Origin of the sequence: Jannaschia pohangensis (assembly GCF_900113875.1) — a bacterium.
In the GTDB taxonomy this organism is placed as follows: domain Bacteria; phylum Pseudomonadota; class Alphaproteobacteria; order Rhodobacterales; family Rhodobacteraceae; genus Jannaschia; species Jannaschia pohangensis.
The window spans coordinates 360,128-379,080 of record NZ_FORA01000001.1 but is presented as its reverse complement, the minus strand read 5'-3'; the positions used below and the strand labels follow the sequence as shown (position 1 = coordinate 379,080).

Sequence of the window (18,953 nt, the reverse complement as noted above, 5' to 3'; positions counted from 1 at the left end):
CTAGAACTCACCCCGCTCGATCGCCTGCAGGAATGGGCCGTAACCGTTCGGGCCGAGCCAGAAGCGGACCATCTGGGTCACGCCGCGCCCTGTCCGCGTGGCGCCGGTGATCCCGTCGACCTCATGCACGCCGGACGCAGGGCCACCGGCCACGCGAAACCGCATCTCTCCGGCGGCGTCGCGCAGTTCGGTTCCCGGAAAGCTTGCCTGCCAGGATGCCTCGTCGATCCGTCCACCGAGCCCCGGGGTTTCCGAGTGCTGGGTGATCGTCAGACCGGCGATGGTGTTGGTATCCCCCCTGAGCGCCAGGATCGCGTCGATCCGTCCGCCGTAGCCCTGCCCGCTGAGGGGCAAAAGGATAAGCGACACCTCGTCGGCACTGCGCAGAAGGAACACTTGTACAAAATCGGGCCGGTGCCCGAGCCCTGCGAGATCCTCGGCAGGATCGAGCGGCGTCCAGTTCCCGGGGTCGGCCAATGCGTTCTCCAGAGCGTCGGGGGCTATGCCATCAGCCACCCGCCCAGACGCAAGATCGATGACCACGGTCGACAGGACGCCGCCCGATTGCGCCAGAATACCGGCCATGCCGGGAATGCCCTGCACGAGCGCTTCGATCCGCGCCTGTTCCTCCGCGGCACGGTTGGCGGTCTGGATCGGCCGCAAATAGACCGTTGCCAAACTGACGAATGCGCCGCAAATGGCCGAGACCAGAAACGCCACAAGGATGGTTTTTGTCCGGCTCTCGTTGGGGAGTGCCAGAAACCGGCGCCATGGACTCACGTCACGTTCTGCCATGTCGTCTCCTGCGGTGATGAACCCAAAGCTTCATCGCAAGCTCGTCGAATGACGGGGCGGCCAGCGATGACAGGAGCGCCGCGGCGACGGCGATCTGGAAGGGCGCCGCCCCGGACCATCCCAACCCGAACAATGTCACGAGCGCGACGTAAAGCGCCCCGTGCAGGCAGCGGCCAAGCGTGGTTGCAGCGCTCGTCACGGGGTCGGCCACCAACAAGACAAGCACGATCCCCGCCGCTTGGACGATCGGCTCCGCCAGGATACCGGTCGAGGCCGCGACGGCACCCAACAGGACCGTCGTCATCACGAGAGCTGCGGGCATGACACCCAAGGTTGTTCCAAGGATTGCCGCCGGGATCGCGGCCCATGCCACGGGCACCTCCGCCACCGGCCACGGCGCGGCCGGAAACCCGAAGCCCAGGAACGCGAGGGCCACCGTTGCGGGATTGACCACGTTCCGGCCCCAGCCGCCGAAGACGAGTTCGCCCATGACGACACCGAAGCTTATCCCGAAGGTCAGCCCGAACACACCAAGTTCCTCGGGCGCAAGCATTGCAATGGCCAGCGCCGTGACCAGACAGGAGAAGGACGGCGATTGCGCGCGGGCCAGCATGAAGATCAGCTGCCAGACCGCGATGACCAACAGTGTCATGAACAGCCGCACCAGCATGTCGGTCCCTTCGAACCACAGCCAGAAGGTCCCAAGCGGCAACAGCGCCGCAAAGGTCATCAGCGCGACAGTTTCCCGGTTCCAGAGGCCCTGTTTCATCCGGCGTACTCCGCCTGGATATGATCGAGCAAGGACCGGAGCTGGAGCATGATCTCACCGCCCGCGCCAAGCACGTAGTCCGCCAGGGCGACATCGTCTTCCAAGAGGGATAAAGCACCCAAAGCCATTGCCGCCTCACTGTCGCCCGCGCCAAGGGCGCGGATAAGCGCCGGGGCCGGCAGCACGGCGCCAAACGACTGGGTCAATGCAGCTGTGGGGATCACCGGTCGCAACGTCGCCGACTTCGTCAGCGCGTGGATCAGCCAATGCCGCCTTTGTTGCTGTGCGGTCCGCGGAAGTACGGTAACCTGCCGGTGCCGTTGACCAAGCCAGCGCGCCGCCCGCCCATCGAGATGCCCGCCGGACATCAGGATATGGGGACCCGAGGCGACGATGTGCTGGGTCAGTTGACGCAGGTCAGCGCCCGGGTGGGTGCGCAGGCTTCGGCCCTCACGCAGGCCCGCGCCGGATATCCTGATACGCCGCTGCATCGGCAGCTCGCCGGTCTCCAGCAGATCGCCGAGGGCCGCGACGTCCTCGGCGTGCATGTCCCAAACCGGTGTGTCGAGGCCTGCGGGTATGTCCCGGTGAATGCGGATCCCGGGACTCGCCTGGGGATGGCGGCTGCCGCAGCTGATCCAGCGAACATCCGGTATCGTTGTCGGCAGCTGCATGGCCGGCATGCCGCGAGGCCAGCAAACGAAAACCGGACCTCGTGATATCTGACCCAGTGCGGCCAGCCCGCGGGCGAACGCCTCCTCGCGCCCTTCCAGCGCCTGCATCGGCGACGGCGCATAGGGGCGGGTATCCGCGGCCATGACAACAATTGCGGCTGGCGCCTCGTTGGGTGCGGGCATGCCCCCAAACGGACGTCGGCGGATCCACGGCCAGACCCCGGCGGCCTGCATCAACCTGCGAAGCGCTGCGGGGCTTTCCGAACTTACGGTGCCATGACGCTGGATGCCGCCCTGATCCTCGCGGAACAGAACGATTTCGGAAAGCCGACGACCCGGTATCACCGAGATCTGCGCCACGCGGCCTGCGATCGGCGCAACAAGACAGATGTCCGGTGCATGCCTGAGGCACGCCACCGCGGCGCCCTTGGCGATCAGGTCACCCTCTTGCACCAGCGGCGTCACACGCGTCGTTTGCGCACCCGGCATCTGCACGGCTGCCTCTTCGGTGATGATGTCGATGCTGTCCAAGCGCTCGATCGGAGACGGGAACTCCGGGGTCAACCCCGCACCGGCACGATGCATTGCCATTCGGCCTCCGATCACGACAGGTCCCGCCAGATGCTGATCTTTCAAGCCCGGCGGCTCAGAGCCGAAGGTTAGCAAGCGAAACCTTCCGGCAATATGATCGAGATCAAGGTCCGGGGTGGATTGGTCGGGTAGAATAACCGGTATCGAACCAGATCCGGAGAGGGATTCCGATCATGTCTTTGGGCTCATTCCTGACAATGCGACCAGTGGTTCTTTATGTGAGCCTCGGTTTCTTGGCTCTTGGGATCGGCGCATGGGCGCAGACGGCCCCTGGCATAACCGAGGCGGAGGGTGACGACACGGCTATCCCCTTCGCATTGCCGCAATCGGGGCCATTCAATGCCGCCGAAATTGATATCGAAAACGACCAGGCCATCCTCGATTGGTTCCGCTCGGCCCATGCGAATGCCGCAGCCGAGGCTTTCAGCCACTGGGACGATGAAGGTGAGATCAATGCCGCCTGCGCCACTTGCCATTCTGGTGAAGGGTTCCGGGATTTTTACGGCCTCGACGGCACGCAGGCCGGCGTGGTTGACGGGACCATCGACGTGGGCGGCGTCGTCGATTGCGGAACCTGCCACAACGCGGGCCTTGCCAAGATCTCCGAAGTGACCTTCCCGAGTGGTGTCGTTCATCCGGTCACCGGCGTCGAAGCCTCGTGCCTGACCTGCCATCAGGGCAGGGCGGCGGGTGCGACTGTCCTGGCCGCGACGCAAGGAATGGCCGATGATGAACCCAACGGCGAATTGCGGTTCATCAATCCACACTACGCCACCGCCGCGGCGACATGGCTCGGCGGATATGGCGCGGCCGGGTATCATTACGAGGGTAACGCATACTCGGGGAGGTTCTTTCACGCGCGCCCGGTGGCCAGTTGCAACTCCTGCCATGACCCGCACACACTCGAAGTTCAATTCGAGCCCTGCTTGACCTGCCACGAGGCCAACAGTCCCGGCGACATTCGGATTGCCCGTCAAAGCTATGACGGCAGCGGTGATACGACGGTCGGGATCCGGTCGGACATTCAGGCCAATGCAGACCTCCTGATGTCGTTGCTTCTGGACTACACCGATGATGTCGTCGGAGCGCCCGCGATCTACGATGCGACGCGCTATCCCTATTTCTTTGCCGATGCCAATGGCGATGGGGCGATCGATATGGCTGACGGTCGGCCCGTTGCCTATGCCTCTTGGACACCGCGGGGCCTTCGTACTGCCTTCAACTGGAAGCTGGTGACAGCAGATCCCGGAAACTACGCCCATAACCCGCTCTATTCGCTGGAGCTTCTCTATGACGCGATCGAAGACCTAAGTGCGCCTCTGGGTTTGGACATGGATGATCTTGGCCTTTTGAGATAGGGCCGCGCGCCTCAACTCCGCACCCCGGACGACAGGGACTGACAGCATGGATCAAGCCGTCCTCCTCATCGCGATCGGCTCGGTCTTTCTCGGGGGCCTCGCAGCCGATCACATGGGGCGCATCACGCGCCTGCCTCGGGTGACGATCCTGTTGGTGCTTGGGGTCTTGGTCGGACCATCGGGTCTTGGCCTTCTGCCGGAGGCAGCGACGGACTGGTTCGAACCAATTTCGGTGGTCGCCCTTACGATGGTCGCCTTCCTGCTGGGGGCGGATCTCACCCGGGAAAACCTTTCAAGCCACGGGCGCGCGATCTTCGCAATATCGATTGCCATCGTCGCGGGTACCACGGTCTTTATCTGGGTGGGCCTCTCGGCGGTTGGCGTCGACCCCGGGCTTGCCTTGCTTCTCGGCGCGATTGCAACATCGACCGCACCGGCGGCCATCGCCGATGTGATCCACCAATCCGGCATCAAGAACGGCTTCAGCGAGACCATCAGCGGCATCGTGGCCATCGACGATCTGTGGGGGTTGATGGTGTTCAGCGTCTGCCTCGCCGTCCTTCACCAGTCCGGGCATTGGATCGGCCCGGTTTCCGGCGCGATGCGCGAGATCGGCGGGGCGGTCTTGTTGGGCATCCTCGTCGGAGCGCCAGCCGCCATTCTGACAGGGAGGCTTAAGCCGGGAGAGCCCCTCCAGATCGAAGCGCTGGGGATTGTCTTCCTGACCGCCGGGCTGGCGCTCTGGCTCGAATCGTCCTTTCTCATCGCAGGGATGACCGCAGGTGCAATCATCGCCAATCTCGGGCGTCATCACGACTATGCGTTCAACGAGATCGAACGGATCGAACTGCCCTTCATGCTCTTGTTCTTCCTTCTGGCCGGGGCCTTGCTCGACCTCGATGCGCTTGTATCGATGGGGTGGATCGCTGCGGCATTCATCGTGCTACGGGTCCTTGCGCGCCTTGCAAGCGGCGAAATCGGCGCGCGATTTGGCCGAGTCCCAAAGGCCGAGATCCATTTGTACGGTCCCGCGCTGTTGCCCCAGGCAGGGGTTGCCGTCGGAATGGCGCTTGTCGCGGCAGAGACATTCCCCGTTTGGAGTACGCAGATCGTTTCGCTTGTGATCGCCACGACGGTCGTGTTCGAGCTTCTTGGACCACCGATCACGCTCTCGTGCCTGCGCCGTTCCGCGCGCGAGGTGCCTGGGTCGTGATGGTCAGGCCATGGCGCGAGGAATGGATCATGGCCAATGATCAATCCTCCGTGAGCTTGGGACGCATTGGCAAGTCTCGCAGGGTACGCCCATTCGCCGCGCGCCCTCTCGTCGAATGCTGCATGCACGGTAAGCGCCAGGAAAGGGCTCGCTAGCCCAATAGCTGGCGCCGCAGCAGTATCCGCTCCTTGACTCGCATGGTCGGTGAGCATTCCTTGACTGATGCGCTCCGACAGATTGGCTTTTTTGATTGGTGTTGGCCTCGAACCCGTCCAGAAAGCGCCAATCTCCTGTCTTTGCACGGGGTCGGGTAGCAGATCACGTCTCGTTTGCGTATCGTGTGAACTGCGGGTCCGCCCAAATGCTGGCAGACCCAAGGAGAACGCTGAATGCCCTTAAACGCAGCCACTCAGGCAGCGCGCCTATCTGCTGCGCCCATGATGGATTGGACGACCTCGGCCTGCCGGGTGTTTCACCGAATTCTGTCGGCGCGGGCGTTGCTCTATACGGAAATGGTGACTTCCGCTGCGCTTGTCCGGGGTGGGGCGGATCATTTGCTGGCCTTTGACGACACCGAACACCCCGTCGCGCTGCAATTGGGTGGCAGCGATCCGGGAGAGTTGGCGGAGGCCACGGCGATGGCGGTCGCGCGCGGCTATGACGAGGTGAACCTGAACGTCGGCTGCCCGTCGGACAGGGTGCAATCGGGTTGCTTCGGGGCCGTGTTGATGGAGCGCCCTGCCTTGGTGGCCGAATGCCTGGCGGCAATGGTCGGGGCCGCCGGATCGGTGCCGGTGACTATGAAATGCCGTATCGGTGTCGACGATCAGGACCCGGCAGACGCCTTGCCCGACCTGTTGGGCCGCATGGAAGACGTCGGCGTGACCCGTGTCACGGTCCATGCGCGCAAGGCCTGGCTCCAGGGTCTCAGCCCCAAGGAAAACCGCGAAGTTCCACCGCTCGACTATCCGTTAGTCCACGCGATGAAGGCGCGATTTCCTGGCCTGCACATCTCGATCAACGGTGGCATCGCCACGCTGGAGGAGGCCGAGGCACAGCTGTCGGTGATGGACGGGGTGATGATCGGGCGGGCGGCCTATCACGACCCCGGCAACTTGCTCCTGCAGGCCGACAGCCGGATCTTCGGCACCGCCGATCCCTGTCCCGACCGGGTGACGGCGGCCCTGCGAATGATCCCCTATATCGAGGCGCATCTGGCCGAAGGCGGCAAGCTGGGTCAGGTCACACGCCACATGCTCGGCTTGTTCAGCGGCTTGCCGGGGGCGCGGGGCTGGCGGCGAACCCTGTCCGAGGGGGCCGCAAGGGCAGACGCCGGGGTCGAGGTCCTGCACCAGGCGCTGGATCAGGTCGCGGCGCGCGCCGCCTGAACCGGGACCAGCCGTGCCAAAGCCGTGGCGACAACGGCACAGAATGCGATGGTCGCGATCATCGGCGTCGCCGTCCCGTCGAAGAGCGGCCCGACCGCCGCCACGAGCAAGCCCCCCGTCATCATCTGCAACGTGCCGCCCAGCGACGAGGCGAGGCCCGCGCGCTCCCCCTGATCGTCCAGCGCCATGACCATCACCGCCGGGATGACGAAGCCGAGGCAGAAGTTCCCCGCCGCCAGCAGGACGATGATGACGACCAGCCCGGCCAGGCCGCTCAGATCCAGCGCCAGCAAGGTGCAGGCGGCCAGGGCAAACCCCGCCGTGGCCCCCCTCACCACCGGACCCATGCCCCACCGTCCACCAGCGGAGCCGGCCAGCTGGCTGCCCGCGAAGAACCCGGCGGCATTGATCGCGAAGGCAATCGAGAACCCGGTGGGCGAAAGACCGAACTGCGACGTATAGACGAAGCTGGCCGAGGCGATGAAGACGAAGAAGCTGGCCATGCCGAAGGCCCCGACGAAGGTCAGCACCATAAACCCGCGATGCGCAAAAAGGCCCGCCGTCTCGCGGAGCAGGCGACTGGCCGACACCGGCCGGCGCATCGCCGGCGGCAAGGTCTCGGGCAGGGCGGTGACGGTGACCAGAAGGCTGGCCAGGCCCGCGACGACCATGACCCAGAAGATCGCCCGCCAGTCGGCCAGCAGGATGACGAAACTGCCCGCGAGCGGCGCCAGCATGGGCGAGACCGAGATCACCAGCATGACCATCGCCATCAGCCGCGTCGCCTCGGTCCCGGTGGACCAGTCCCGGATGATGGCGCGCGGGATGACCATGACCGCCGCCGCGCCCAACCCCTGGACCAATCGCGCAACGATCAGCGTCTGGATGTCGGGGGCGACCGCCGCCCCGATGCTGGCCACGACGTAAAGCGCCAGACCGCACAGCAGCGGCAGTTTGCGCCCCGCCGCATCGGCCCAGGGGCCATAGACCATCTGCGCCAGACCGAAGGCCAGAAAGAAGGCCGTCAGCGTGGCCTGTGTCCCCGCGATGCTCGTCTTCAGATCGGTGGCGATCGTGGGCATCGCGGGCAGATACATGTCGATAGCGAACGGTCCCACGGCTGAGAGCAGGCCCAGAATGGCGGCACGGCGGAACATCTCTGACATCGGGAAACCTCGGGGGGAGTGCCCCGCACTGACATACCCGATTGCAGGGGCGGTCAAGCCGCAATCACCTCTGGCCCATGGCCCGGCGGGATTGTATGCGAAGGCTTCCTGTCGTCGGAGATCCCATGCCGGACCTGTCCCTTCTTCTGCCGCTTGTCGCTTTCCTTCTGGTCGTCGGAGCGTTCGCGGGCGTTCTGGCCGGTCTCCTGGGTGTGGGGGGCGGCATCGTTCTGGTGCCCGCGTTCTACTATGTGTTCCAGATTCTGGGCTATGACGGCGCCAACATCATGCAGGTCTGCGTGGCGACGTCTCTTGCGACTATCGTTGTGACAAGCTGGCGGTCGGTGCGCGCGCATCATGCCAAGGGCGCGGTCGAGATCGGCATCCTGAAAGGCTGGGGTCCGGGCATTGTCATGGGCGCGCTTGTCGGCTCGCTTGTGGCGACTCAGCTGCGGTCCGACGTGCTGACGGCGATCTTTGCGGGCCTGGCCCTGATCGTGGCGCTCTATATGGCATTGTCGCGGCCCCATTGGCGTCTGGCCGAGACGATGCCGTCGGGCCTGCGCCAATACATCTATTCGCCGGGCGTGGGCTTTGCCTCGGTCCTGATGGGCATCGGCGGGGGCAGCTTCGGCGTGCCGCTGATGACGCTGCACGGCGTGCCGATTCACCGGGCCGTGGCAACGGCGGCGGGCTTTGGCATGCTGATCGCGGTGCCGGCGGTTCTGCTGTTTCTCGTGCTTCCGACCGAGGGGCTGCGTCCACCGCTGACCATCGGCCTGGTCAATGTGCCGGCGTTTTTCGTGATCGTGGCGATGACGGTGCTGACCGCGCCGCTTGGCGCGAAACTGGCCCATGCGATGAACCCCGCGCCGTTGAAAAAGGCCTTTGCGGTGTTCTTGTTCCTTGTCGCGCTCAACATGCTGCGCAAGGTGCTGTTCTAACGCTTGAGCCGGGCTTCTCGCCCGCCGCGACGCACCTTGTGCAGGGCCTCGCGCGCGGGCAGTTCGTCCATCACGGCGCGACGAGTTTCGGGGGTCATCCGCGACCAGCTTCCGATCTCGTCCATCGTCCGCAGGCAGCCCGTGCAAAGCCGCGTGTCAGGGTGGACGACGCAGACCTTGATGCAGGGGCTTTCGATTTCGGCACGGGTCCAGATGCGGTCGGACGTGGGGTCGTTTGTCATGATTCTCGTTCCAGATGCCGCAGGCGGTCCAATGCGCCTTGCAGGATATAGCCGGCCGCGACGTGATCGATGACCTCTGCGCGACGTTTGCGGGACGTATCCGCCTCCAGCAACGCACGTTCGGCGGCGACCGTGCTCAGCCGTTCGTCCCAATAGCCGATGGGCAGGTCGATGCGGCGGGCCAGGTTGCGCGCGAAGGCCCGCGTCGCCTGAATGCGCGGCCCCTCGGAGCCGTCCATGTTCAGCGGCAGCCCCAGGATCAGGCCGCGCACGTCGCGGCGCGCGATGATCGCTTCGAGGGCGATGGCATCGGCGGTGAACTTGGTGCGCCGGATCGTCTCCAGCGGGCTGGCCACCGACCGCATCCCGTCACAGATCGCAACGCCGATGGTCTTGGTCCCGAGATCGAGCCCAAGCAGCGCGCCGATGCGGGGCAGGGCGGCGGCGAAATCGACGATATCGTCATGGATCACGGCGCGATCCCGGCCTGATCGGCGGCCTGCGCCAGCATGTCGAGACTGCCCTGATCGCCCGCAAAGACCACCTTCGCCTCGGCATAGACCTGCGCGGCGGCGGCTCCCTGACCCAGAACGCCAAGCGACGTGATGAGCCGGGCCCAATCGGACGGCGGCCCGCCTTCGGAGGCAAGCCGTTCCGACAGGTTGCCTACCATCCCCTCGATCATTGCGATGCGGTCTTCGGGCGTCATCTCGCCGGCCGCATCGATATCGGCGGCGGACGGACCGCGCGGTTGTGGTAGATCCTCGACCCGGGTCGGATCGCCGGCCAATGCGGAGACTTCCTCGATCTGCGCATAGATCAAGGGCAGCCAGGGCGCGTCGGGCGTGCTTTCGGCCACAAGCTGACGCCAGATGACCCAGGCGCGGTCGGGTCGACCACCCTGGGCATACATCAGCCCCTGGTAATAGCGCGCGGTCCCGTCGCGCGGGTCGCGGGCCAGCGTGGCGTCGATGGCTTCCTCTGCCTCGGGCGAGACATAGCCCCCGGCGGCCAGAACCAGAAGTTCGGTCAGGATCGAGAAGTCGCGCGCCTCTGCGTCGTCGCCCAGGATCGCGATGACCCGGTTCTGCGACCGCCAGGCCGCCTCCAGGTCGCCAAGGCCCGCCTGCGTCTGCACCGCCAGACGCCAGCCGCGCAGGTCGTCTGGCCGGTTGTTCAGGACGGTCTTCAACTGCTCCGCCATGGACGTCACGTCAGGGTCGGAGGTGTCGACCGCGTCCTCGACCGTCGCCTCGGCCTCGGCTTGCCCCGGGCGGGCGGCGCGCGCCTCCTCGATCCGCTCGATCCGGGCCTGCAGCGGGAAATCGGGGAAGCCATGCGCGCCGATCCGCATGTAGGTGGCGACCGAGACGATGATGACCGGCAGGATGATCAGCGCGAGCCCGAGGTTCCGGCTGCCGGTCGAAAAGGTCGCGCGTTCGGTCTTGTCGGCCGACAGAAGACGGCGCGCGACTTCGACGCGGGCGGCCTCGGCCTCTTCGGGGGCAAGGGTGCCGCGCGCGGCGTCGCGGTCCAGCTCGTCCAGCTGATCGCGGTAAACCGCGATGTCGGGCGCATCGCCCGCATCGGTGTCGTCACCCCGCAATCCGGCGGCCATTGCCGCCACGCAGATTGCCATGATCACGCCTGCCACGATCCAGAACAGCATTGTCACCCCATCTCATTCCGCGGCCCTCTTAACCGGATCGCTGCCCGGGCAGAAGGGGCAGGGGACGCGATTGCGGCAACGTGACCGATCCGCGACCTCTGGCCTCGGGGGAATGTCGCGAATATCCATGAACATGCCGCGCCAAAGCGACCGAGGTCGGACCAGACCGGGCAATCAGACGGCAAGAGGATCAGGGGACCCCACCGACATGCGACGCTTTTCCGCCTTCGCCATCGCCCGAGAGGCCCTGCGCAACCACGAGGGATGGGGCCGGACCTGGGCCAAGCGCCCGCCCGGCAAACGCTATGACGTGATCATCGTGGGGGCGGGCGGTCATGGCCTCGCAACCGCCTATTATCTGGGCAAGAATTTCGGCATCACCAACGTCGCGATCCTTGAAAAAGGCTGGCTTGGTGGTGGGAATACGGGTCGGAACACGACGATCATCCGGTCGAATTACCTGCAAGACCCATCCGCCGCGATCTACGAAAAATCCCGCAGCCTCTATGAGACGCTGAGCCAGGACCTGAACTACAACGTGATGTTCAGCCCGCGCGGCGTCATCATGCTGGCCCAGACTCATCACGAGGTCCGGGGCTACAAACGGACGGCCCATGCCAATTCCCTTCAAGGGGTGAAGACCGAATGGATCGGGCCGAGCCGGGTCAAGGAACTTTGCCCGATCATGAACATCTCGGGGCCGCGCTATCCGGTTCTGGGCGCGCTTTGGCAGGCGCGCGGCGGCACGGCACGGCATGATGCGGTCGCCTGGGGCTATGCGCGCGGTTGCACCGACATGGGCATGGACATCATCCAGAAATGCGAAGTCACCGGCGTGCGCACCGAAGGCGGGCGCGTGCGCGGTGTCGACACCACTCAAGGGCCCATCGATTGCGACAAACTGGGTCTTGTCGTCGCGGGCCATTCCAGCGTTCTGGCCGAGATGTCGGGCTTTCGCCTGCCGCTCGAATCCGTGGCGCTTCAGGCACTTGTGTCGGAACCGATCAAGCCCTGCATGGATGTTGTCGTCATGGCAAACACCGTCCACGGCTACATGAGCCAATCCGACAAGGGCGAGATGGTCATTGGCGGCGGCGCCGACGGTTTCAACAACTACACGCAGCGCGGCTCTTTCCAGCATATCGAGGAGACCCTGCGCGCCCTGGTCGAGACATTCCCGATGATCTCCCGCCTCAAGATGCTGCGCCAATGGGGCGGCATTGTCGACATGACGGGCGACCGCTCGCCCATCCTGACGAAAACGCCCGTGGATGGCATCTTCGTGAACTGCGGATGGGGCACCGGCGGCTTCAAGGCGATTCCCGGATCGGGGTGGGGCATGGCCGAGCTGATCGCCAAGGGGCATTCGCCCCTGACCGCGGAATTCGGCATGGAACGCTTCCGCGAAGGCCGCTTCATCGACGAAAGCGTCGCGGCGGGGGTGGCGCATTGATGGAACATGCGTTGGAAGACCTGCACAGGACCGTCTGCGCGAAAGACTCGAAAACGACGCGTTCAGGGTCTGGCGGGAACACATTTGCAGGCGTAGATGTTTCGCATTGTACCCGTAACGAAGAAAGCCATCTGCCATGGCACTCGCTCCTCGCCGCCTGCCGCGCGGCATCAATTTCCTTCTCGGCGGTATCGTCGCCACGATCTGCATTCTCGGGGTCGTCCTGTCCACGGGCGGCTTCGGCTTCAAGATCGGGGGCGCGCCGTCCGTTCAGATCGAAGACGCTGCGGCTTCTGAATGACCCGCAAAGTCTGAAAACCGGCCATCCGGCCCCGACCTGCCGAGGCCTGTCATGCTCCTGCTGAAATGTCCGAACTGCGGGCTGTCGGTCGAGGAGACCGAACTCGCGCCCGGCGGCGAAGCCCATCTGAAGCGGTTCGGCCCGGGGTCGTCCGATGACGAGTTCGAGGCCTATCTGTTCAATCGCGAGAATACCAAGGGCGTTCACTTCGAACGCTGGCGCCACGCCTATGGCTGCGGCAAGTGGTTCCTGGCCGCGCGCGACACCGCCACGCTGGAGGTTTTTGGCACCTATTCCGCCCAGACGACCGAACCCCCGGCCGACATCCTGGCCCGTATCCGCGAGAGGACAGGCAAATGAGCCGCCGTCTAAAATCCGGCGGTCGGCTGATCGACCGCACCAAGCCCGTCGAATTCACCTGCGACGGCAAGGCCTTGCGCGGCTATGCGGGCGATACGCTTGCCTCGGCCCTGCTTGCGAATGGTCAGCGTGTCATGGGCCGCAGCTTCAAGTATCACCGTCCCCGTTCGGTCGTGGGTTCCGGCCCGGAAGAGCCGAATGCCCTGTTCGGCATCGGCGAGGGTGACCGGTTCGAGCCGAACCAGCGCGCCACATTGCAGGAAATTTGGCCAGGCATGACCGCGCGGAGCCAGAACGCCTGGCCGTCGCTCGGCTTCGATGTCGGGCGGGTGAACGACTATGGCTCCCGCTTCCTGCCGGCCGGCTTCTATTACAAGACCTTCATCCATCCGCGCCCCCTCTGGAAACACCTGTTCGAGCCGGTGATCCGCAAGGCTGCGGGCCTCGGGTCCGCGCCGACCGTGGGCGACGGCGATCATTACGCGCATCAATACGCCTTCTGTGACACGCTGATCGTGGGCGGCGGCATTGCGGGGCTGCTGGCGGCCTGGACGGCGGCCAAGGCGGGCGAGCGTGTCATGCTGGTGGAACGCGGCGCACATTGGGGCGGACGCAGCCCTGTCGACGGCGCCACCATCGACGGCCAGGACGCCGCCAGTTGGGTGAAGTCCACCGTCGAAGCGCTTGAAAAGATGAAGAACGTGACCCTGATGACCCGGTGCGAGGGGTCGGGCGTCTACGATCACGGCTATGTTCTGTGCAATCAGAACCTGACCGACCACATCGCCGACAAGTCAGGCCCGCGCCAGCGCCTCTGGCGGGTCCGCGCCGGTCGCGTCGTCACCGCGACCGGGGCGATCGAACGGCCGATCAGCTTTGCGGGCAATGATGTTCCCGGTGTCATGCTGGCCTCGGCGGTGCGCGATTTCGTGGCGAACCACGGCGTCAGCCCGGGTGAGCGGACGGTCATCGTCACCAACAACGACGATGCCTATCGCACGGCAAAGGTGCTGCTCGATGCTGGGTTGCGCGTTCCCGCCATTCTGGACGTTCGGCCCAATGCCGCCTCTGACATCATAAATGAAATCAAATCTTTGGGCGTCACTGTTCACACGGGCCGCGGGATCGCCAAGGTCCACGGCGACGCGCGCGTGACCGGCGTGTCCGTCTGCCTGCAATCGGGGGACGGGACCGTCCTTCAGGAAATCCGCTGCGACTGCGTCGCCATGTCGGGCGGATGGTCTCCGGTCGTCCACCTCTGGTCCCATTGCGGCGGCAAACTCTGGTGGGACGAGGCGCGGGCCATGTTCCGCCCCGACCCCGACCAGCCGCCCCGCGACGGCAACGCGCAGGGCTTTGTCACGGCCATCGGCGCCGCGTCGGGCGCCCTGACAGTCAGGCAGGTTCTGGCCGACGTGGCCGAGACCATGGATACGGACATGCCCGCCTGCGAAGACGTCGCCGAAGCGCCAATTAAACCGGTCTGGATCATGCCCGACGGGGCGGGCCCGGCGCTGCGTGCGAAAATGTGGCTGGATTATCAGAACGATGTCAAAGTATCCGACGTCCGTCTGGCCGCACAGGAAGGCTTTGAAAGCGTCGAGCATGCCAAGCGCTATACCACGCTCGGCATGGCGACGGATCAGGGCAAGCTCAGCAATATCAACGGCCTCGCCGTGCTGGCCGACCGCCTTGACGTCACGATCCCGCAGGTCGGGACGACCACGTTCCGCCCCCCCTACACCCCGATCACCATCGGCGCGCTGGCGGGCGAGGCACGGGGCGACATCTTCCAGCCGCTCCGGAAGACACCGATGCATGATTGGCACGAGGCAAACGGTGCCTTCTGGGAGCCTGTCGGCCAGTGGCGGCGGCCCTATTGCTATCCCCAAGGCGGCGAAAGCCACGCCGACGCCGTCGCGCGCGAAGTGAAGAACACCCGCCAAAGTCTTGGAATGCTTGATGCGTCCACTTTGGGAAAGCTGCTGGTGCGCGGCCCCGACGCAGGCCGCTTCCTCGACATGCTCTATACCAACATGATGAGCACGCTGAACGTCGGCCGGTGCCGTTATGGGCTGATGTGCGACGAGAACGGTTTCCTGATCGACGATGGCGTGGTCGCGCGCATCGACGACGACACCTGGCTTTGCCACACCACGACCGGCGGCGCGGATCGCATCCACGGCTGGATGGAAGACTGGCTGCAATGCGAATGGTGGGATTGGAAGGTTCATGTCGTGAACCTGACCGAGCAACTCGCGCAGATCGCCGTGGTTGGCCCGAATGCCCGGAAAGTCATGGAAAAACTGGGCGGTATGGATGTGAAGGCCGAGACTTTGCCTTTCATGGCCTGGGCAGATGGCACCCTGGCCGGTCTTTCGGTGCGTGCCTACCGGATCAGTTTCTCGGGCGAGCTGTCTTATGAAATCGCCGTTCCCGCGCATCAGGGGCCGGAGCTCTGGACCGCATTGATGGAGGCCGGTGCCGAGTTCGGGATCACGCCCTATGGCACCGAAGCGCTCCACATCATGCGCGCGGAAAAGGGGTTCATCATGATCGGTGACGAGACGGATGGCACCGTGATTCCGCAAGACCTCGGCCTTGATTGGGCCATTTCCAAGAAGAAAGACGACTATCTCGGCAAGCGCGGCCAACAACGCGACGCCTTCCAGAAGCCCGGCCGCTGGAAACTGGTCGGCCTGGAGACGCTGGATGGCAGCGCGCTGGAAGATGGCGCCTATGCCGTCGCGGACGGGCGCAATGAAAACGGGCAGGGAAACGTGCAGGGCCGCGTGACCTCGACCTATATGTCGCCGACGCTTGGCAAGGGTATCGCCATGGGCCTGGTCGAACGTGGACCCGACCGGATGGGCGAGGTGATCAAGTTCACCCGGATTGGCCAGGCTCCGCAGGAGGCGCGGATCGTCAACGCTGTCTTCTTCGATCCGGAAGGGGAGAAATCAAATGTCTGACATTTCGATCTCCCGCTTGCCGATCACGGGAATGATCGGCCTTCGCGGCGACCTGTCATCGCTTGGCAAGGTTGTGAAGGCCGTCACCGGATGCGCGCTGCCGGATCAGCGGATGTGCACGAGTGCCGATGGCCACACGTTGCTATGGATGTCGCGTGACGAATTACTTCTGACCTGCAACGCCGAGGCCGCCGAGGCCATCGCTTCGGACCTGCGCAGCCGACTGTCCGGCGTTTTCGCCACGGTTGCCAACATCAGCTCGGCCCGACAAGTGTTTGAATTGAAAGGGCAGGGGGTCGAAAGCCTGTTGGCGAACGTCATGCCCGTCGATTTTGCCAGGCTGGACGCAAGCGAAGTCCGCCGGACGCGGATGGCTCAGGTGCCCGCCGCGATCTGGCGGCATGATGGCGGCTGGCGGCTGATGTGTTTCCGGTCTGTCGCGGATTATGCCGATGGCCTGCTGCGCGCCGCGCGCCCGGTCGGGGCTTGACCCGGGCCCAATCCGGACGACATGTGCATCTGACACTTTGAACAGGAGAGACCCAATGGCTTTCGAGCTTCCCGACCTGCCCTATGCCCATGACGCCCTTGCCGACAAAGGCATGTCCAAGGAAACGTTGGAGTATCACCACGACCTGCACCACAAGGCCTATGTCGACAACGGCAACAAGCTGATCGCCGGGACCGAGTGGGAGGGCAAGTCGCTCGAAGAGATCATCAAGGGTACCTATCAGGCCGGTTCGGTCGCCCAGAATGGTATCTTCAACAACATCAGCCAGCTTTGGAACCACAACCAGTTCTGGGAAATGATGGGCCCGGGAAACAGCACGATGCCGGGCGACCTGGAAAAGGCGCTGGTCGAGAATTTCGGTTCGGTCGACAAATTCCACGAAGAGTTTTCCGCCGCCGGCGCGGGTCAGTTCGGGTCCGGCTGGGCCTGGCTCGTGAAGGATTCCGACGGCAGCCTGAAGGTCACGAAGACCGAAAATGGCGTGAACCCCGTCTGCTTCGGCCAGACCGCGCTTCTGGGTTGCGACGTGTGGGAGCATTCCTACTACATCGACTTCCGCAACAAGCGGCCCGCCTATCTGACGAACTTCCTGCAGAATCTGGTTAATTGGGAAAACGTCGCCTCGCGGATGTGAGCTGGTCCAAATGTCTGACATTTGAAAAGGGGGCCGTGGTGGCCCCCTTTTGCTTGGCTCAGGCAAGCAGGGACATCGCCTCGGGCACGTCCCGTGCCACCTGCACGAAGTCGCGCGTTGCCTTGCCTGCAAAACCCTCGGCTACGACATGGTCAAGCATCGCGATCAACGGGTCCCAATAGCCGCCGATATTGAGCAGGATGATCGGCTTCTGGTGCAACCCCAATTGCCGCCAGGTCAGAACTTCGAAGAATTCGTCCAGCGTTCCGGCCCCTCCGGGCAAGACGACCACCGCATCCGCATTCATGAACATGACTTTCTTGCGCTCGTGCATCGTCTCGGTCACGACGAAGGCCGTCAGGTCGCGCTTGCCGACTTCCAACTCCATCAGATGTGTTGGAATGACGCCGAAGGTCTGACCGCCCGCGACCTGAACGCTGCGGGCGACGCGCCCCATCAGGCCGACATCGCCCGCGCCGTAGACCAACCGCCAACCCTGCGCGGCGATCGACTGTCCCAAGGCCTCGGCGGCGACGGCATGGGCCGCATTCCTTCCGTCTCGCGCGCCGCAATAGACACAGATCGATTTCATCATGACCTCTACACATTCTTGTGGCTTTGACGCTGCACTACGCCATCGCTAGTCTTGCGCAAACCCCGTGGTTGGGGTGTGAAGGACGGACCGGATGCGCAAAGGTTTTTCGACGGCTCGAGGGGCGATGATTGTGGGTGCGGTCGTGGCCGCCGGTCTGGGGGCCTATCTTCTGGCACCTCGTGATCTGGTGGATGACAGCGCTGTCCAGCCTGACATCTCGGAGCCTTCGATCGACGTGGCCGCGACCACCGAGACACCCGTCAAGCCCGAGCCAATGGATCAGCCCCACATGCCGAAGGGGCCGCCCGTCCCACAGCTCGATGTCGTGCGCATCGATGCGGCGGGAAGCGCCGTAATTGCCGGAAAAGGCGGGGCAGGGGTCGACGTCATCCTGCGCCTCGATGGCCAGGAAGTCGCGACGGCCAGGACGGATGCCGATGGCAATTTCGTCTCGCTTTTCAATCTTGGCTTGGCGGAAACGCCGCGCATCCTGACGGTCGAGACGCGGGACGCCGAAGGTCAGCTTGCCCGTGCCGCCGACAGCATCATCGTGGCACCAGCCTTCCCGGCGCCGCCCGCAGAGGTGGCCGAAGCCGCCGTAACGCCAGGAGAGGAAACCGCGGCGATCACACCTGTCGAACCAAGCGTCGCCCCCGCCGAGGCACCCGTGGTGACTGCCGCCGCGACCGAGAGCGCGCCGGTTGCGCCGGTCGCCACACCGGATCTGGTCGCGCCCGAACCGGACCGCCCGGACGTGGCAAGCGATGCGCCTGCGGCGCCCAGGCTCTTCCGGGCCGGCCCCTCGGGTGTCACGGTTCTAGCGGACGGCGGAGCACCGCCCAGTGTCGTCGACGACCTTGGTCTCGACGCGATCACGTATGACGAAACCGGCGAAGTGCAACTGGCCGGTCGCGGTGCGCGCGACAGCCAGTTGCGGATCTATCTCGACAACGAGCCGGTGCAGCTGACCCGAGTTGACCAGGGTGGCGCCTGGGTCTCGCCCTTGCCGGATGTCGAGACCGGGGTCTACACGCTCCGGATCGATGCCCTGGGCGAGGACGGTTCTGTGACGACGCGGATCGAAACGCCGTTCCAGCGGACCGCGCCCGAGATCGCCGCCGCCGCTCGTGCCGAAGGGGTCACCGCGCTGACCGTTCAACCGGGCTGGACCCTCTGGGCGATTTCCGAGGGCTATTTTGGGGACGGTGTGCGCTATGTCCAGATATTCGAGGCAAATCGCGACGCCATCCGGGACCCCAACCTAATCTTTCCCGGTCAAGTATTTAACCTGCCCGACGCGACGGAGTAGCGCGGTTTC

19 protein-coding genes are annotated in these 18,953 nt (G+C 64.6%); 11 read left to right on the top strand and 8 right to left on the bottom strand.

All coding sequences use genetic code 11. The features are described 5' to 3' along the window. Genes BM002_RS01820 through BM002_RS01810 form a run of 3 tightly spaced genes read right to left on the bottom strand, consistent with a single transcriptional unit; the run spans nt 1 to nt 2,904 of the window. Nucleotides 1-795, bottom strand: a complete 795-nt coding sequence (locus BM002_RS01820) for a Na+-translocating NADH-quinone reductase subunit C (protein WP_092776720.1) — start codon at nt 793-795, stop codon at nt 1-3. Continuing rightward, nucleotides 782-1,564 carry an RnfABCDGE type electron transport complex subunit D gene (locus BM002_RS01815; protein ID WP_092776718.1) on the bottom strand — a complete coding sequence of 261 codons (783 nt, stop codon included), beginning with the start codon at nt 1,562-1,564 and terminating at the stop codon, nt 782-784. Before BM002_RS01815 ends, BM002_RS01820 begins: the two co-directional genes overlap by 14 nt. Further along, nucleotides 1,561-2,904: a Na(+)-translocating NADH-quinone reductase subunit A gene (locus tag BM002_RS01810; protein WP_139212212.1), complete on the bottom strand. Its 1,344-nt coding sequence runs from the start codon at nt 2,902-2,904 to the stop codon at nt 1,561-1,563. Before BM002_RS01810 ends, BM002_RS01815 begins: the two co-directional genes overlap by 4 nt. Nucleotides 2,905-3,008: 104 nt before the next feature. Here BM002_RS01810 and BM002_RS01805 point away from each other — a divergent pair, with 104 nt between their 5' ends. From BM002_RS01805 to dusA, 3 genes are all read left to right on the top strand, one after another. Continuing rightward, on the top strand, nt 3,009-4,187 hold the full coding sequence (locus BM002_RS01805) for a cytochrome c3 family protein (protein WP_245749096.1): 1,179 nt from the start codon (nt 3,009-3,011) through the stop codon (nt 4,185-4,187). 46 nt (nt 4,188-4,233) lie between these two features. Next, entirely contained in the window at nt 4,234-5,400 is a 1,167-nt protein-coding gene (locus tag BM002_RS01800) for a cation:proton antiporter (protein WP_092776712.1), read from the top strand. A 389-nt stretch (nt 5,401-5,789) separates the two neighbouring features. Beyond that, entirely contained in the window at nt 5,790-6,788 is a 999-nt protein-coding gene (gene dusA / locus BM002_RS01795) for a tRNA dihydrouridine(20/20a) synthase DusA (RefSeq protein ID WP_092776710.1), read from the top strand. On the opposite strand, the gene BM002_RS01790 is transcribed toward dusA, so the two are convergent. Continuing rightward, complete coding sequence (locus BM002_RS01790; RefSeq protein ID WP_342707290.1) at nt 6,764-7,954, bottom strand: multidrug effflux MFS transporter; 1,191 nt, start codon at nt 7,952-7,954, stop codon at nt 6,764-6,766. The genes dusA and BM002_RS01790 overlap by 25 nt on opposite strands. Nucleotides 7,955-8,079: 125 nt before the next feature. Here BM002_RS01790 and BM002_RS01785 point away from each other — a divergent pair, with 125 nt between their 5' ends. Next, on the top strand, nt 8,080-8,898 hold the full coding sequence (locus BM002_RS01785) for a sulfite exporter TauE/SafE family protein (RefSeq protein ID WP_092776706.1): 819 nt from the start codon (nt 8,080-8,082) through the stop codon (nt 8,896-8,898). Here BM002_RS01785 and BM002_RS01780 read toward each other — a convergent pair. Genes BM002_RS01780 through ccmI form a run of 3 tightly spaced genes read right to left on the bottom strand, consistent with a single transcriptional unit; the run spans nt 8,895 to nt 10,809 of the window. Continuing rightward, entirely contained in the window at nt 8,895-9,140 is a 246-nt protein-coding gene (locus BM002_RS01780) for a DUF1289 domain-containing protein (RefSeq protein ID WP_092776704.1), read from the bottom strand. The genes BM002_RS01785 and BM002_RS01780 overlap by 4 nt on opposite strands. Then, nucleotides 9,137-9,613 (bottom strand): Holliday junction resolvase RuvX, encoded by a 477-nt coding sequence (ruvX, locus tag BM002_RS01775; protein ID WP_092776702.1) that lies wholly within the window; start codon nt 9,611-9,613, stop codon nt 9,137-9,139. Before ruvX ends, BM002_RS01780 begins: the two co-directional genes overlap by 4 nt. Continuing rightward, nucleotides 9,610-10,809, bottom strand: a complete 1,200-nt coding sequence (gene ccmI / locus BM002_RS01770; protein ID WP_092776700.1) for a c-type cytochrome biogenesis protein CcmI — start codon at nt 10,807-10,809, stop codon at nt 9,610-9,612. The genes ruvX and ccmI overlap by 4 nt, the downstream gene beginning before the upstream one ends. 208 nt (nt 10,810-11,017) lie before the next feature. Here ccmI and BM002_RS01765 point away from each other — a divergent pair, with 208 nt between their 5' ends. From BM002_RS01765 to BM002_RS01745, 6 genes are all read left to right on the top strand, one after another. Further along, nucleotides 11,018-12,262: a sarcosine oxidase subunit beta family protein gene (locus BM002_RS01765; protein WP_092776698.1), complete on the top strand. Its 1,245-nt coding sequence runs from the start codon at nt 11,018-11,020 to the stop codon at nt 12,260-12,262. A gap of 136 nt (nt 12,263-12,398) precedes the next feature. Beyond that, nucleotides 12,399-12,563 carry a hypothetical protein gene (locus BM002_RS19210; protein ID WP_175484773.1) on the top strand — a complete coding sequence of 55 codons (165 nt, stop codon included), beginning with the start codon at nt 12,399-12,401 and terminating at the stop codon, nt 12,561-12,563. A 51-nt stretch (nt 12,564-12,614) separates the two neighbouring features. Next, nucleotides 12,615-12,923: a sarcosine oxidase subunit delta gene (locus tag BM002_RS01760; protein WP_092776696.1), complete on the top strand. Its 309-nt coding sequence runs from the start codon at nt 12,615-12,617 to the stop codon at nt 12,921-12,923. Continuing rightward, nucleotides 12,920-15,895, top strand: coding sequence for a sarcosine oxidase subunit alpha family protein (locus tag BM002_RS01755; protein WP_092776694.1), 2,976 nt, complete (start codon nt 12,920-12,922; stop codon nt 15,893-15,895). Before BM002_RS01760 ends, BM002_RS01755 begins: the two co-directional genes overlap by 4 nt. Beyond that, nucleotides 15,888-16,385: a sarcosine oxidase subunit gamma gene (locus BM002_RS01750; protein ID WP_092776692.1), complete on the top strand. Its 498-nt coding sequence runs from the start codon at nt 15,888-15,890 to the stop codon at nt 16,383-16,385. The genes BM002_RS01755 and BM002_RS01750 overlap by 8 nt, the downstream gene beginning before the upstream one ends. A 55-nt stretch (nt 16,386-16,440) precedes the next feature. Further along, a complete protein-coding gene (locus tag BM002_RS01745; RefSeq protein WP_092776690.1) occupies nt 16,441-17,040 on the top strand; it encodes a superoxide dismutase in 600 nt (199 codons plus the stop codon). 58 nt (nt 17,041-17,098) lie between these two features. Here the strand turns inward: BM002_RS01745 and BM002_RS01740 are convergent, their stop codons facing one another. Further along, complete coding sequence (locus BM002_RS01740) at nt 17,099-17,632, bottom strand: LOG family protein (RefSeq protein ID WP_092778637.1); 534 nt, start codon at nt 17,630-17,632, stop codon at nt 17,099-17,101. Between the two features lie 94 nt (nt 17,633-17,726). Between BM002_RS01740 and BM002_RS01735 the strand changes: the two genes are divergently transcribed. Beyond that, a complete protein-coding gene (locus BM002_RS01735) occupies nt 17,727-18,944 on the top strand; it encodes a LysM peptidoglycan-binding domain-containing protein (RefSeq protein WP_092776688.1) in 1,218 nt (405 codons plus the stop codon). The last annotated feature ends 9 nt before the right edge of the window (nt 18,945-18,953 follow it).

Coding starts and splice junctions, on each gene's coding strand:
- BM002_RS01820 (WP_092776720.1), bottom strand. CDS start 795: ATGGCAGAACGTGACGTGAGTCCATGGCGCCGGTTTCTGGCACTCCCC.
- BM002_RS01815 (WP_092776718.1), bottom strand. CDS start 1,564: ATGAAACAGGGCCTCTGGAACCGGGAAACTGTCGCGCTGATGACCTTT.
- BM002_RS01800 (WP_092776712.1), top strand. CDS start 4,234: ATGGATCAAGCCGTCCTCCTCATCGCGATCGGCTCGGTCTTTCTCGGG.
- dusA (WP_092776710.1), top strand. CDS start 5,790: ATGCCCTTAAACGCAGCCACTCAGGCAGCGCGCCTATCTGCTGCGCCC.
- BM002_RS01790 (WP_342707290.1), bottom strand. CDS start 7,954: ATGTCAGAGATGTTCCGCCGTGCCGCCATTCTGGGCCTGCTCTCAGCC.
- BM002_RS01785 (WP_092776706.1), top strand. CDS start 8,080: ATGCCGGACCTGTCCCTTCTTCTGCCGCTTGTCGCTTTCCTTCTGGTC.
- BM002_RS01780 (WP_092776704.1), bottom strand. CDS start 9,140: ATGACAAACGACCCCACGTCCGACCGCATCTGGACCCGTGCCGAAATC.
- ccmI (WP_092776700.1), bottom strand. CDS start 10,809: ATGCTGTTCTGGATCGTGGCAGGCGTGATCATGGCAATCTGCGTGGCG.
- BM002_RS01765 (WP_092776698.1), top strand. CDS start 11,018: ATGCGACGCTTTTCCGCCTTCGCCATCGCCCGAGAGGCCCTGCGCAAC.
- BM002_RS19210 (WP_175484773.1), top strand. CDS start 12,399: ATGGCACTCGCTCCTCGCCGCCTGCCGCGCGGCATCAATTTCCTTCTC.
- BM002_RS01760 (WP_092776696.1), top strand. CDS start 12,615: ATGCTCCTGCTGAAATGTCCGAACTGCGGGCTGTCGGTCGAGGAGACC.
- BM002_RS01755 (WP_092776694.1), top strand. CDS start 12,920: ATGAGCCGCCGTCTAAAATCCGGCGGTCGGCTGATCGACCGCACCAAG.
- BM002_RS01750 (WP_092776692.1), top strand. CDS start 15,888: ATGTCTGACATTTCGATCTCCCGCTTGCCGATCACGGGAATGATCGGC.
- BM002_RS01745 (WP_092776690.1), top strand. CDS start 16,441: ATGGCTTTCGAGCTTCCCGACCTGCCCTATGCCCATGACGCCCTTGCC.
- BM002_RS01740 (WP_092778637.1), bottom strand. CDS start 17,632: ATGAAATCGATCTGTGTCTATTGCGGCGCGCGAGACGGAAGGAATGCG.
- BM002_RS01735 (WP_092776688.1), top strand. CDS start 17,727: ATGCGCAAAGGTTTTTCGACGGCTCGAGGGGCGATGATTGTGGGTGCG.